This window comes from Streptomyces sp. NPDC059567 (assembly GCF_042735655.1).
Classification (GTDB): domain Bacteria; phylum Actinomycetota; class Actinomycetes; order Streptomycetales; family Streptomycetaceae; genus Streptomyces.
This window is the reverse complement of the sequence record NZ_JBHWBS010000095.1, coordinates 17,076-29,978: the sequence shown is the minus strand read 5'-3', so window position 1 is coordinate 29,978 and position 12,903 is coordinate 17,076. Positions and strand designations below refer to the sequence as shown.

11 protein-coding genes are annotated in these 12,903 nt (G+C 70.3%); 7 read left to right on the top strand and 4 right to left on the bottom strand.

Annotated features, from left to right (window positions below):
• Positions 1–37: 37 nt before the first annotated feature.
• A complete protein-coding gene (locus ACFVZW_RS30400; protein ID WP_384527943.1) occupies positions 38–1,603 on the bottom strand; it encodes an arabinogalactan endo-beta-1,4-galactanase in 1,566 nt (521 codons plus the stop codon).
• A 139-nt stretch (positions 1,604–1,742) separates the two neighbouring features.
• Positions 1,743–3,764, bottom strand: coding sequence for a beta-galactosidase (locus ACFVZW_RS30395; protein ID WP_384527940.1), 2,022 nt, complete (start codon positions 3,762–3,764; stop codon positions 1,743–1,745).
• A gap of 191 nt (positions 3,765–3,955) precedes the next feature.
• Here ACFVZW_RS30395 and ACFVZW_RS30390 point away from each other — a divergent pair, with 191 nt between their 5' ends.
• The 6 genes from ACFVZW_RS30390 to ACFVZW_RS30365 all read left to right on the top strand — a co-directional run bounded on the left by ACFVZW_RS30390 (position 3,956) and on the right by ACFVZW_RS30365 (position 10,326).
• Positions 3,956–5,266, top strand: coding sequence for an ABC transporter substrate-binding protein (locus tag ACFVZW_RS30390; RefSeq protein WP_384527937.1), 1,311 nt, complete (start codon positions 3,956–3,958; stop codon positions 5,264–5,266).
• Positions 5,263–6,246: a carbohydrate ABC transporter permease gene (locus ACFVZW_RS30385; protein ID WP_384527934.1), complete on the top strand. Its 984-nt coding sequence runs from the start codon at positions 5,263–5,265 to the stop codon at positions 6,244–6,246. Before ACFVZW_RS30390 ends, ACFVZW_RS30385 begins: the two co-directional genes overlap by 4 nt.
• Entirely contained in the window at positions 6,243–7,184 is a 942-nt protein-coding gene (locus ACFVZW_RS30380) for a carbohydrate ABC transporter permease (protein ID WP_384527931.1), read from the top strand. Before ACFVZW_RS30385 ends, ACFVZW_RS30380 begins: the two co-directional genes overlap by 4 nt.
• A gap of 26 nt (positions 7,185–7,210) precedes the next feature.
• A complete protein-coding gene (locus ACFVZW_RS30375) occupies positions 7,211–8,236 on the top strand; it encodes a LacI family DNA-binding transcriptional regulator (protein WP_384527928.1) in 1,026 nt (341 codons plus the stop codon).
• A 205-nt stretch (positions 8,237–8,441) separates the two neighbouring features.
• The gene (locus tag ACFVZW_RS30370) at positions 8,442–9,152 is read left to right on the top strand and encodes a tRNA-dependent cyclodipeptide synthase (RefSeq protein WP_383563829.1); all 711 of its coding nucleotides are present in this window, start codon (positions 8,442–8,444) and stop codon (positions 9,150–9,152) included.
• Positions 9,142–10,326, top strand: coding sequence for a cytochrome P450 (locus ACFVZW_RS30365; RefSeq protein ID WP_384527924.1), 1,185 nt, complete (start codon positions 9,142–9,144; stop codon positions 10,324–10,326). The genes ACFVZW_RS30370 and ACFVZW_RS30365 overlap by 11 nt, the downstream gene beginning before the upstream one ends.
• 90 nt (positions 10,327–10,416) lie before the next feature.
• On the opposite strand, the gene ACFVZW_RS30360 is transcribed toward ACFVZW_RS30365, so the two are convergent.
• Together ACFVZW_RS30360 and ACFVZW_RS30355 are read right to left on the bottom strand one after the other, a co-directional pair.
• Positions 10,417–11,433 carry an MBL fold metallo-hydrolase gene (locus ACFVZW_RS30360; RefSeq protein WP_384527921.1) on the bottom strand — a complete coding sequence of 339 codons (1,017 nt, stop codon included), beginning with the start codon at positions 11,431–11,433 and terminating at the stop codon, positions 10,417–10,419.
• 103 nt (positions 11,434–11,536) lie between these two features.
• On the bottom strand, positions 11,537–12,328 hold the full coding sequence (locus ACFVZW_RS30355) for a LysR family substrate-binding domain-containing protein (RefSeq protein WP_384527918.1): 792 nt from the start codon (positions 12,326–12,328) through the stop codon (positions 11,537–11,539).
• Positions 12,329–12,386: 58 nt separating this feature from the next.
• On the opposite strand from ACFVZW_RS30355, the gene ACFVZW_RS30350 reads away from it, so the two are divergent.
• Entirely contained in the window at positions 12,387–12,791 is a 405-nt protein-coding gene (locus ACFVZW_RS30350) for a DUF5997 family protein (protein WP_384527915.1), read from the top strand.
• Positions 12,792–12,903: the final 112 nt, after the last annotated feature.

Sequence of the window (12,903 nt, the reverse complement as noted above, 5' to 3'; positions counted from 1 at the left end):
CCCCAGGGGAGGCGAGGCCGGCCGCCGCGGCGTCCGATCAGCGATGGGCGAGCCAGGAGGCCGCGGGCAGCAGCTTGCTGTCGTAGTCGAACAGCGCCTGGTTCTCCCATCCGTTGCCCGACGCGGGATCGGCCGGGTTCCAGCCGTTGCCGGCGACGGCGGTCCAGGTGGGCTCCCAGTAGACGACACCCACTCCGCGACCGTTCGGTACGGCCTCCACGACGTTCATCACGTCACGCAGCCAGGCCGACTGACCGGCCGCGCTCGCCGGGTAGCCGGAGACCAGCTCCGCCGACGTGTCGATGATGTTCTCGTGGCCGTCCTCGCTGTCCAGCCGGAACGGGTACGCCGTCTCGGCGACCATCACCTTCTTCCCGTAGCGGGCGGAGATGTCGTCGAGGTTGGTCTGCAGGGCGGACAGGGAACCGTGCCAGTACCCGTAGAAGGACAGCGCGATGACGTCGTACGAGACCCCCTGAGCGGTCGCGTTGTCGAACCACCAGCGGTACAGGGCGTTGTCTCCGCCGTGCGCGAGATGGAGCGCCACCTGCGTGGAGGAGGAGGCCGCCTTGGTGGCGGAGATCCCCGACTTCAGGAGCCCCGCCAGCCGCGACCAGTTGTCCGTCGAGCCCTCGGGCCACAGCATCCCGGTGTTGATCTCGTTGCCGATCTGCACCATGTCGGCCGTCGTGCCCTGCGCCTTCAGCGCGTTCAGGACGTCGTAGGTGTGGTTGTACACGTCGGTCGTGAGCTGACTGTACGAGTGACCGGCCCAGGCGGCGGGCTTGGCCTGGGCGCCGGGGTCGGCCCAGGTGTCGGAGTAGTGGAAGTCGACGAGCAGCTTCATGCCCTGCGCCTTGATGCGCTGGGCCGTCGCCAGGACGCGCGCCTTGTCGTTGTAGCCGTCGGCCGGGTTCACCCACACCTTGAGCCGGCCGTAGGTGGCGCCCGCGGACTTCAGGATCGCCACGGGGTCCCCGGTGGCTCCCGCGCCGGTGCGGTACGTACCGCCGAGGTCCTCGCTCTTCTTCAGCGAGGAGATGTCGACGCCCTTGACGGACAGACCCGTCGAGCCGGAGGCGAAGGTGAGGTCGTCGACGTTGAGCCACTGGCCCGCGGCGGCGTGGGAGCTGACGCTGACCGTGCACTGGCCGCCGGTCACCTTCACCGAGGTCACGAGCCGTATCCAGGCACCGTTCGGGGTGGGCGGCAGATCGGTGCGCTGCTCGGCCGAGCCGCAGTTGCGCAGCGCGAGATGGGCGGAACTCTGGCCACCGCTGGAGCGCACCCAGGCGCTCAGCGTGTAGGTGCCGTCGGTCAGCCCGGACAGGTACTGGTACGTCTCCACCTGGTAGGCGGTCGAGGCCCAGTGGCTCAGCCGGTGGCTGCCGGAATGGCCGCCCGCCTCCGTGAACGAGGCCGCGTTCTGGCCGGTCGGGGAGTAGGTGGACCAGCCGGAGGGTGTTGCGGTCCCGGTGCCGTCGGCCTCGAAACCGGTGTTGGTGAGCGTGGTCGCCGCCTGGGCGGGTGGAGCGGGCAGCGCGCCCAGGAGCAGGGCGCCGAGCACGGAGGCCGCGGCGACGCGTAGGCGTGTACCTGACATGAGTGACCGCAGGGTGCGGAGAACGGCGTGCATCGTCGATGTCCCTTCGACGGTGGAGGGAAAGGAAGGTGGTGCGGTGGTGCCGTTCACCCGGGGGCACACGTGCGGGACGCCCGCCCCCGGGGAGTCATGGGGACGGTCAGGCGTCCAGGCGTACGACGCGGACCGAACCCGCCGGGAGGTCGAGGTGACCGGCGGCGCGGTCGCCGCCGAGGAGTTCGGTGCCGGGGGACTCCAGCGGCACCTTCGCGTCGTGCGCCGAGTGGTTGAGGGCGAAGAGGTGGTCACCGCCGTCGCCCGAGCGGCGTACGACCTCGACGTCGCGGGGGAGATCGCCGCGGGGCGCGATGCCGGCATCCTCGCAGGCGGCACCGAGGACGGTGTCCAGCGAGACCGCGTCGAGCCGGGTGGAGACGTACCAGGCGGTGCCCTTGCCCAGACGGTGGCGGGTGACGGCGGGGCGCCCGGCGGCCGGCCCGTCCGCGTACGTCCAGACCGGCTGGGCGCCGCGCTCCACCACGAACTCGGTCCAGACGTCCGCGGGCAGCGTCGCCCCGCCCGGTCCCGTGATCCGCACCGACTCGCCCTCGCCCAGCGGTGACCACTCTTCCACCGTCAGCCCGAGCGCATCGCGCAGGACACCCGGGTACGCGCCGGGGTGGACGGCGTCGTGCTCGTCGACGATCCCGGAGAAGTACGAGACGACGAGCGTGCCGCCACTCTCCACGTACTCCCGCAGATTGCGGCCGGCGGCCTCCGTGGTGAGGTACAGCGCGGGGACCACGACCAGGGGGTACGCCGACAGATCGGCCTCGGGGTGGGCGAAGTCCACCGTCAGATGCCGGTCGTAGAGCGTCTCGTAGAAGCTGTCGGCGCGCTCGCGGGCGTCGTGGTCCTCGGTCGGGCGCCACTCCAGGCTCTGCGCCCACCACGACTGCCAGTCCCACACCATGGCGACGTCCGGGACGGTACGTGTGCCGCGCAGTCCGGCCAGCGCGTCGAGGCCGGCGCCGAGCCCGACCACCTCGCGCCAGACGCGCGAGTCGGTTCCTGCATGCGGCAGCATCGCCGAGTGGAACTTCTCCGCGCCGCTCCGGGACTGGCGCCACTGGAAGAACATCGCGCCCTCGGATCCGCGGGCGATGTGGGCGAGGGAGTTGCGGGCCATCTCCCCGGGACGCTTGGCGGGGTTGCGGGGCTGCCAGTTGACCCCAGACGTGGCGTGTTCGAGGAGCAGCCACGGCGCTCCGCCGGACACGGAGCGGGTGAGGTCGGCGGCCATCGCGAGGTTGACGTGGGTGCGGCGGCCGTCGGTGATCAGATAGTGGTCGTTGGTGACGAGGTCGACCTCGCGGCCCCAGGCCCAGTAGTCCACGGAGTCGCACTGGCTGAGCGCGGTCATGAAGTTGGTGGTGACCGGGACGCCGGGGGAGAGCCGGTGCAGGATGTCCCGTTCCATGCGGAAGTTCTCGCGCATGGCCGCGTCGGCGAAACGGCGGTGGTCGAGCTGCTGCGCCGGATTGCCCACGGTGGGGGTGAGACGCGGCGGGTCGATCTGCTCGTACGAGGTGTAGTGCTGGCCCCAGAAGGCGGTGCCCCACGCCTCGTTGACGGCCCCGACCGATCCGTACCGCTCGTCGAGCCACCGGCGGAAGTGGGCCGCGCAGGTGTCGCAGTAGCAGGCGCTGACAGGGACGCCGTACTCGTTGTGGACGTGCCACATCGCCAGCGCGGGGTGTCCCGCGTACCGTTCCGCCAGCTTGGTGGTGATCCCGGCCGCGGCCTCGCGGTACGCCGGTGAGCTGTGGCAGATCGCGCCGCGCGAGCCGAACGCGTACCGCACTCCCTCGCGGCTGACCGGCAGCGCCTCGGGGTGGGCGCGGTAGAACCACGCGGGCGGCACCACCGTGGGCGTACCCAGGTCGACACGGATGCCGTGCTCGTGCAGCAGGTCCAGGACTCGGTCGAGCCAGCCGAAATCGTATGTTCCCGGCTCGGGTTCGAGCAGCGCCCAGGAGAAGATCCCGACGCTCACCATGGTGACGCCGGCCTCACGCATCAGTCGGACGTCCTCTTGCCAGACGCTTTCCGGCCACTGCTCGGGGTTGTAGTCCCCGCCGAAGGCGAGGCGGTGCAGACCTCGGGGGCCGGTGTCCGGCATGGGTTGTCTCCTGAGCGTCGAACTCGAACATCTGGGAACGTACACACATCAGATCTCGATGTGGCAACGCAACATAACCGCACACGTTCCACCATTGACAAGTGTCCGGAACGTTTCTCTACTGTGAACGCTCACAGATGCATGGCAGGTCCTTCCGCGACGGGAGGACCGCTCGTCAGGGGAGAGGCTCCATGCCCATCGTTTCGCGTCACCGTGTTGTCGCCACTGTCACCGCCGTCGCTCTCGGCGCGGCCCTGCTCACCGCCTGCGGCTCGTCCGACGGCGACGAGCAGGCCGAATCAGGTCCCGTCTCGCTCACCTACTGGGCCTGGGCGCCCAACATGGACAAGGTGGCCGCGATCTGGAACAAGAAGAACCCGGACATCAAGGTCACCGTCCAGAAGCAGGCATCCGGCGACGACCTGGTCACCAAGATCATCACGGCGTCCAAGGCCCACCAGGCCCCCGACCTCGTCCAGGCCGAGTTCCAGGCGCTGCCGACGCTGGTCAGCAACGACGCCCTCGCCGACATCTCCCAGGAAGTCGGCGGCGTCAAGGACGCCTTCGCCCCCGGCCTCTGGCAGCAGACCACGCTCGGCTCCGACGCCGTCTACGCCGTGCCCCAGGACTCCGGCCCGCTGATGTTCTTCTACCGGACCGACCTCTTCCAGCAGTACGGCCTCAAGGTCCCCACCACCTGGGACGAGTTCGCGGCCACCGCGAAGGCGCTCAAGACCAAGGCCCCCGACAAGGCGCTCACGACCTTCTCCTCGAACGACTCCGGCCTCTTCGCCGGCCTCGCCCAGCAGGCCGGCGCCCAGTGGTGGACCACCCAGGACCAGAAGTGGAAGGTCGCCATCGACGACCCCGGCACCAAGAAGGTCGCCGACTTCTGGGGCGGCCTCGTCAAGGAGGGCGCCATCGACAACCAGCCGATGTACACCCCCGCCTGGAACAAGGCCCTCAACACCGGGCAGCAGCTCGCCTGGGTCAGCGCCGTCTGGGCGCCGGGCGTCCTGACCACCGCCGCGCCCGACACCAAGGGCAAGTGGGCCATGGCCCCACTGCCCCAGTGGGACGCGGCCAAGCCCGCCACCGGCAGCTGGGGCGGCTCCACCACAGCCGTCACCACCGACTCGAAGCACAAGGCGGCCGCCGCGAAGTTCGCCACCTGGCTGAACACCGACCCCGAGGCGCTCGCCGCCCTGGTCAAGGAGGCCGGCATCTACCCGGCCGCCACCGCGGCCCAGACCGGCGGCGCGCTCGCCAAGTCCCCGGACTTCTTCGCCGGCCAGGCCGACTTCTACGTCAAGGCCGCCGAGATCGCGAAGACCACCGCCCCCGCCGCCTGGGGGCCGAACGTGAACGTGGCCTACACCTCCTTCAAGGACGAGTTCGGCAAGGCCGCCAAGGCCAAGTCCGACTTCGGCGCCGCCCTGACCGCCATGCAGGGCGCCACCGTCGCCGACCTGAAGAAGCAGGGCTTCGAGGTCGCCCAGTGACGCAGCCCTCCACGGGCGTGCGCCGGTCGTACGGGGCCAAGGCGGCCCCGTACGCCCACCCGTCGCCCACCACCACCCTCAAACGAGCGCGAAGCGCCCCCTACCTCTTCCTCCTCCCGGCCGCGCTCCTCTTCGTCCTCTTCTTCGCGCTGCCCATCGGCTACGCGCTCTGGCTCAGCTTCCACAAGATCGAGGTCAAGGGCCTCGGTCTGGGCAAGGGGGCCAGGAGCGAGGTCTGGGCCGGCCTGGAGAACTACACCGCCGCCCTCACCGACTCCGAACTCGGTCACAGCGCCCTGCGGATCCTCGGCTACGGCGCGATCGTCGTCCCCGTCATGCTCGGACTCGCCCTGCTGTTCGCGCTGCTGCTCGACTCCGAGCGGGTACGGGCCCGTTCCTTCTCCCGCCTCGTGATCTTCCTGCCGTACGCGGTCCCGGGAGTCATCGCGGCCCTCATGTGGGGCTTCCTCTACCTGCCGGACGTCAGCCCCTTCTACTACCTCCTCGACGCCCTCGGGATGCCGGAACCGGACCTGATGGACGGCGGCCCGCTCTACCTGGCCATGGCGAACATCGCCGTCTGGGGCGGCACCGGCTTCAACATGATCGTGATCTACACCTCGCTGCGCTCGCTGCCCACCGAGGTCTTCGAGGCGGCCAAGCTCGACGGCTGCTCCGAGCTGCAGATCGCCCTGCGGATCAAGATCCCGATGGTGGCGCCCTCGCTGGTCCTGACGTTCTTCTTCTCCATCATCGCCACCCTCCAGGTCTTCAACGAGCCCACCACGCTCCGGCCGCTCACCAACGGCATCCCCACCACCTGGAGCCCCCTGATGAAGGTCTACAACGATGCCTTCACCGGCGGGAACATCCACGCCGCGTCCGCCACCGCCGTGGTCCTCGCCGCCGCCACCTTCCTGCTCTCCTTCGGCCTGCTCAGGGCCTCCAACCGTCGTACGAAGCAAGGAGCCACCCGATGAGCGGGCTCGCCTCCCCGCGGCAGGTACGCAAGGCCGCCCCGGCAGCCGGCACCACGCCCGGAACGTCCCAGGGGCCTCCCCCTGCCTCCGGCGGGGGGACCCCCAGCCCGCGCCGCGTCGCCCTCCTGCCGACCGCCGCACTGCTCCTCGGCGCGCTCTACTGCCTGCTCCCCATCGCCTGGGTCCTGGTGGCCTCCACCAAGTCGGGCGCCGACCTCTTCTCCACCTTCACCTTCCTCCCCGGCAACGGCTTCGGCGACAACCTCGCCGACCTCGCCGCGTACCGCGACGGCCTCTACTGGCGGTGGATGGCCAACTCCGTCTTCTACGCGGGCCTCGGCGCCGTCCTGTCCACGATCGTGTCGGCGTTCGCCGGCTACGCCCTCGCCGTCTACCGCTTCCGCGGCCGCGAGACCTTCTTCAACCTGATCCTCACCGGCGTGCTGATGCCCCCGGTGATCCTCGCCATCCCGCAGTACCTGCTCATGGCCGAGGCCGATCTGACGGACACGTACCTCTCCGTCCTGCTGCCGCTGATCCTCTCGCCGTACGGCGTCTACCTCGGCCGGATCTACGCCGAGGCCGCGATCCCCATGGAGCTCGTGGAGGCCGGCCGGATGGACGGCGCGGGGGAGTGGCGCATCTTCCTGCGGATCGCCCTGCCCATGATGTCCCCGGGCCTGGTGACGATCTTCCTCTTCCAGTTCGTCGCCATCTGGAACAACTTCCTGCTGCCGTTCATCATGCTCGGCGACGACGAGAAGTTCCCCATGACCGTCGGTCTGTTCACCCTGCTGAAGCAGGGCGCCGGCCAACCCGCCCTCTACACGCTGGTGATCACCGGTGCGCTGCTCGCGATCGTCCCGCTCATCGCCCTGTTCCTGGTCATCCAGCGGTTCTGGAGCCTCGATCTGCTGTCCGGCGCCGTAAAGTCCTGAGCACCGGGGAACAAGGGGAAACGAGCATGGGCATTCCAGCGGGCAGGCGTCGCCCGGCCACCATCCACGACGTGGCACGGGAGGCGGGCGTCTCGCGCGGCACCGTCTCGCGCGTGCTCAACGGCGGGCACTACGTCAGCCCCACCGCCAAGGCGGCCGTCGACGCCGCGATCCGCAGGACGGGTTACGTCGTGAACCGGCACGCCCGCTCGCTGATCACCGGCAAGTCCGACTCGGTGGCGTTCCTGCTGACCGAGCCTCAGGAGCGGTTCTTCGAGGACCCCAACTTCAACGTGCTGCTGCGGGCCTGTACGCAGGCGCTCGCCGCCCAGGACATCCCGCTGCTGCTGATGATCGCGGGCACCGAGGACGAACGGCGGCGCAATCTGCGCTACATCGAGGCCGGCCACGTCGACGGCGTACTGCTGGTCTCCAGCCACTCCGGCGACCCTGTCGTCGCCCAGTTGCATGCGGCGGGCGTCCCGGTCGTGGCCTGCGGCAAACCGCTCGGCCAGACCGCCAAGATTGGCTACGTCGCGGCGGACGACCGGGACGGCGCACGGGACATGGTCCGCCATCTGTACGAGACGGGGCGCCGCCGGATCGCCACCGTCACCGGCCCCCTGGACACCCCGGGCGGCGTCGAACGCCTCGCGGGATACCGCGAGACGCTGGCCGAGTGCGGCCTGCCCGCCGACGACGCGCTGATCGCCACCGGCGACTACAGCCGGGCGAGCGGCGAGAGCGCCGCCGCCCTGCTCCTGGAGCGCGCCCCCGACATCGACGCCGTGTTCGTGGCCTCGGACCTGATGGCCCAGGGCGTGCTCGACGCCCTTGACCGCGCCGGCCGCCGGGTCCCCGAGGACGTCGCCGTGGGCGGCTTCGACGACTCCCAGGCCGCCGTGTCCTCCCGCCCGCCGCTCACCACGATCAGTCAGCCGTGGGACCGCATCAGCACCGAGATGGTCCGGATGCTGCTCGCCCGCATAGGCGGCGAGGAACCGTCCGCGGTCATCCTCCCCACGGAGCTGGTGCGCCGCGAGTCGAGCTGAGCGTCCAACACCCGAGACAATGGCCGGAATATGCCGCTCCAGATCAGGAGCGGCATATCAATTTCGGTCGTGTACAGACGATTACGAGCCACCTCGTGATCAGAATCGTCACTCTGTGGAGATCGCCGGTAACTTCATGCCGTCGCCGCCACACCAGGGGCACACGGCCCCGACGGGACTAGCGGCCCGAAGGACACCTCTTCACTTGACGACGACAGCGACCGACAGCTTCAAGGTCCAGCCGTACACGCAGCACTGCCAAGTGATCCACACCGAAGGCGCCCACGCGGTCATCGGCATCTCCCCCGGCAACGGCTACTTCTCCGCCCAGCGCGTGGCCGACCTCGCCGCCTGGGGACTGCGCAACTTCGAGCAGGTCGACCTCATCTATACCGACCTGCACGTCGCCGACATGTACGAGGCCCTCGGCTACCCGCCGGACGAGGCCCGACGCAAGACGGTCAAGAACCTCCGCGGCGTGCGCGCCAAGGTCAACAACGCCGTCGCCGCCACCGACCCCGGCGGCGAACGGCTCCGAGGACGCCCCATGTCCGCGCTCCTCGACATACCCGCCTACCGGCACCTGCGCAAGCACCTGGACGATCTGCTCGCCACCGACCCGGAGTTTCTCGCCACCTGCGACAAACTCGTCGCGGCGTTCCTCTCCTCCAAGGTCCTCGAAGGCCAGACCCCCACAGCCCGCCAGCGCGAGGTCTGCCTCCAGTACATCTGCGCCGAGGCGCCGCTCTTCCTGGACACCCCCGCGATCCTCGGTGTCCCCTCCTCCCTCAACTGCTACCACCAGCTCCTGCCGATGGCCGAACTCCTCTACTCCAGGGGCTCCGGACTGCGCGCCTCCCGCAACCAGGGCCACGCCATCGTCAGCGCGATCCTCGGAGACCACGATGACCACTGACACGCTCACCGACTTCCCGTTCTCCGCCCGCGGCGACCGTCTTCCGACCGAGATCGAGTCCCTGCGCGCCGAGCCGGTCAAACGAGTCCGCACCATCGCCGGCGACCCGGCCTGGCTGGTGTCCTCCTACGAGCTGTGCAAGCAGGTCCTCGAAGACCCCCGCTTCTCGCTCAAGGACACCTCGGCGCCCGGCGCCCCCCGGCAGTACGCACTGACCATCCCGCCCGAGGTGGTCAACAACATGGGCAACATCACCGGGGCGGGCCTGCGCAAGGCCGTCCTCAAGGCGATCAACCCCAAGACCGACGGCCTCACCGACTGGATGCGCCGCCACGCCTCCGAGCTCGTCGACGAACTCCTCGCGTACGGCCCGCCCGTGGACCTCCGCGGCCGGTTCACCAACCCGTACGCGGAGAACCTCCACTGCCGGATCCTCGGCATACCCGAGGCCGACGCGCCGCGCCTCGCCGCCAGCCTGGACATCGCGTTCATGAACTCGGCATGCCCGGTCACCGGCGCCCGGCTCAACTGGGACCGCGACATCGCCTACATGGTCGAGCGCCTGGACGACCCCGCGACCACGGGACTGATGGCCGAACTCGCCGCCCTGCGCGGGAATCCCGACTACGCCCATCTGACCGACGAGATGCTGGCCACCGTCGGCGTCACCTTCTTCGGCGCGGGCGTCATCTCCACCATGGGCTTCCTCACCATGGCCATCTTCTCCCTGCTCCAGAACCCCGACGTCTGGGAGCGGCTCCGCAAGGAACCGGAGCGGATCCCGGCCGCCGTGGACGAGCTGCTGCGCGTCAACCTCTCCATCGCCGACGGGCTGCCGCGCCTCGCCCTCGAGGACGTCACGCTCGGAGACGTCGAGGTCCGCAAGGGCGAGCTGCTCCTCGTCCTGGTCGAGGCGGCCAACACCGACCCGGCCGTCTTCCCCGACCCGCACACCGTGGACATCGACCGGCCGAACGCCGCGGCTCACCTGTCGTTCGGCGGCGGCGGTCACTACTGCCCGGCCACGGCGCTCGGGAAGAAGCACACCGAGATCGCCCTGGAGGTCCTGCTCGACAGGATGCCCGACCTGCACCTCGCGGTCCCGGTCGACCAACTCGTCTGGCGCACCCGCTTCATGAAGCGCATCCCCGAGCGCCTTCCGGTCGCCTGGTGACCGTCGCCTGACCCGCTCCGTACGCCGACCGCCGTCGCCCCCGGTCACCCGTCGGGGGCGACGGCGTTTCCCGTCCTGCCCGGTGGAAGGTCAGCGGCGGGGGCGCATGTCACCGCCGTACACGCTCCGGTAGTCGGGCACGACGATGCGACTCGCCGGCGACTCCCGACGCACCTGGTCGATCAGCCCGGCCAGGTCCATCGTGGGGTCGGGGACCACAGGCTCGCGCAGCGGCGTCTCGAAGTTGTCCCAGTGGACCGGGACGACCACCGGCGGGCGCCCCAGCGCGCGCAGCAGCCGGGGTGCGTAGCGGTGGGTCGCGGAGCCGGAGGGGACGGCGACCATCGCCACGTCGGGGCGCAGTCCGTCGGCCGACCGTTCGGAGAAGTCGCTGGCGCCCATGAGGAACAGGGCGGGACCCCCGGCGCCGGCCGTGACCTGGAACGCGAGGGTGTCGCCCTCCGGCAGGTCGGAGATGGTCTCGGGGACGGTGGCGGGCGGCGCCGTGCGGGTTCCCGGGGCGAAGTAGGCATGCTTCTTGTTGCGGCTGTGCAGGCTCGCCACCACCTCCACCGTGAGACCGCCGCCGAAGTCCAGCACCTCACCGCCCTTGACCACCGAGATCTGGAGCGGATCCACACCGAAGGCGACCAGCAGATGGAACGTGGTCTCGGTTCCCACGACACGCGCGCCGGTGGCCTTGGCGATGTACGGCACGTCGGCGATGTGGTCCCAGTGGGAGTGGCTGACCAGGATGAGTTCCGGACTCCCGGCGAAGTCCCGCACCAACGTGGCGTCGGTCGCCTCGATCTGCGTGGCCGGATCGAAGGCGGCGTCGAAGAGACCCGTCTTGAAGCGGGTGAGATAGGGGTCGAAGAGCACCGTCCGACGGCCCACCTCGATCCGCCAGCCGGCCGTGCCCAGCCAGCGCAGCGACGCGGAGTCCGGGTCGGGGGTGGAGGCGGCGGACCGGGGCTGGGCCGCCGAGGAGGTCGCGCCGCCCGCCGCGGTCGGCAGCAGGGGTAAGGCCGCGCCGAGCGCGGCGCCTCGGAGCATCGCCCGCCGTGCGAAGCCGTGATGGTTCTGCGCGTTCGTGTCGTCGCTCATGGCGCCAGAAGATCAGCCGGCGCGCGTCCCTGTCCAAGACCCGATCGCGACAGGAGCCATAGGTGTACGCCTATCAGCCCTGGTCGGAGCTGGTGGGGACGTGCTACGGCTTGCGGCGCGGCTTGCCGCGCTTGACGTTCTTCGAGCCCTTGGGCGCGCTCTTGGCGCCCTTCGCGCCGCCGGCACCGCCGCGGCCGGAACCGCCCGAACCGCTCCGCGGGCTCTTCGCCGCCGGCCTGCCGCCCTTCTCCGGACGCTTGCCCTTCGGCTGCGGCGCGGTCGGGGGACGGCCACGCGTGCTGTTCACGGTCCGCCCACGGACGATCCCGATGAACTGCTCCACCAGATCCGTGGTCTCGTCCTGGGGCCACGACAGCGCGATCCGCGACTCGGGGGTGTCCGACACCGGGCGGTAGGTGAGGTCCTTGCGGTGGTGCAGACGCGCCAGCGACTGGGGCACGACGAGCAGCCCCACCCCTGCCGCCACCAGCTCGATCGCGTCGGCCGTCGTGGCCGGGCGCTCGAGCGCCGGCAGCCCCGGCGGACGCTCCCAGTCGAGCGTGTCGTCGAGCGGATGCAGCACGATCTCCTCGGCCAGATCCTCGGGGGACACCTCGTCCACCGCCGCCACGACGTGGTCCTTGGGGATCACCACGACGGTCGTCTCGGCGTAGAGGGGGATGGCGCTGAGGTCCGTACCGTCGACCGGCAGGCGCACCAGACCCGCGTCCGCGCCGCCGTCCCGCAGCAGGGCGCAGGCCTCGGCGGGCGGCACCTGGACGAGGGTCAGCGGAACGTCGGGCAGTCGCTCGTTCCAGATCCGCACCCACTTCGTGGGCGTCACTCCCGGGACGTAGGCGAGCCGGAACGAGGGGGGTACTTCCTGGCCAGTCACCCCGCCAGGTTACCGGTCGTGGTCAGAGGTAGCTCACACGCTCGATACCCTTGACACCATGACGTCGCACCAGACCGCCCAGACGATGAAGCCCGCGACCGCGGCGAAGAAGCTGGGTGTGTACCTCGAGGCCACCCCCGCCGAGTTCCGGGAGGGTGTGGTCTCGCGCACCGAGCTGAACGCCCTGCAGACCGATCCGCCCGAGTGGCTCCGCGAGCTGCGGCGCAACGGACCGCACCCCCGCCCGGTGATCGCGGCCAAGCTCGGCATCTCCATCTCCGGCCTCGCGCGGGGCGGCATCACCGAAGCGCTCACCACCGAGCAGATCGAGGAACTGAAGAAGGAAGACCCGGAGTGGCTGCGGAAGGAGCGCGCCACCCAGGCCGAGGTCCGCAAGGAAGCGGTCCGGATCAAGGAGATGCAGGCCGAGAAGGCGGCGAAGGCCGACCGCTCGGACTCCTGACCAGAGGCCGTCAGGCTCTTCCCGAGCAGTGAGCCGTGGGGGCGAGCCCGGCGCGGGCGCCGCGAGGATGAGGTGGGCGCGGCGCAGCCCCGCCGCAGCGCACGCGGGCGCC

Excerpts from the sequence above, each read along its gene's own strand:
- ACFVZW_RS30400 (WP_384527943.1), bottom strand. The coding sequence starts at position 1,603 with ATGTCAGGTACACGCCTACGCGTCGCCGCGGCCTCCGTGCTCGGCGCC.
- ACFVZW_RS30395 (WP_384527940.1), bottom strand. The coding sequence starts at position 3,764 with ATGCCGGACACCGGCCCCCGAGGTCTGCACCGCCTCGCCTTCGGCGGG.
- ACFVZW_RS30390 (WP_384527937.1), top strand. The coding sequence starts at position 3,956 with ATGCCCATCGTTTCGCGTCACCGTGTTGTCGCCACTGTCACCGCCGTC.
- ACFVZW_RS30380 (WP_384527931.1), top strand. The coding sequence starts at position 6,243 with ATGAGCGGGCTCGCCTCCCCGCGGCAGGTACGCAAGGCCGCCCCGGCA.
- ACFVZW_RS30375 (WP_384527928.1), top strand. The coding sequence starts at position 7,211 with ATGGGCATTCCAGCGGGCAGGCGTCGCCCGGCCACCATCCACGACGTG.
- ACFVZW_RS30365 (WP_384527924.1), top strand. The coding sequence starts at position 9,142 with ATGACCACTGACACGCTCACCGACTTCCCGTTCTCCGCCCGCGGCGAC.
- ACFVZW_RS30360 (WP_384527921.1), bottom strand. The coding sequence starts at position 11,433 with ATGAGCGACGACACGAACGCGCAGAACCATCACGGCTTCGCACGGCGG.
- ACFVZW_RS30350 (WP_384527915.1), top strand. The coding sequence starts at position 12,387 with ATGACGTCGCACCAGACCGCCCAGACGATGAAGCCCGCGACCGCGGCG.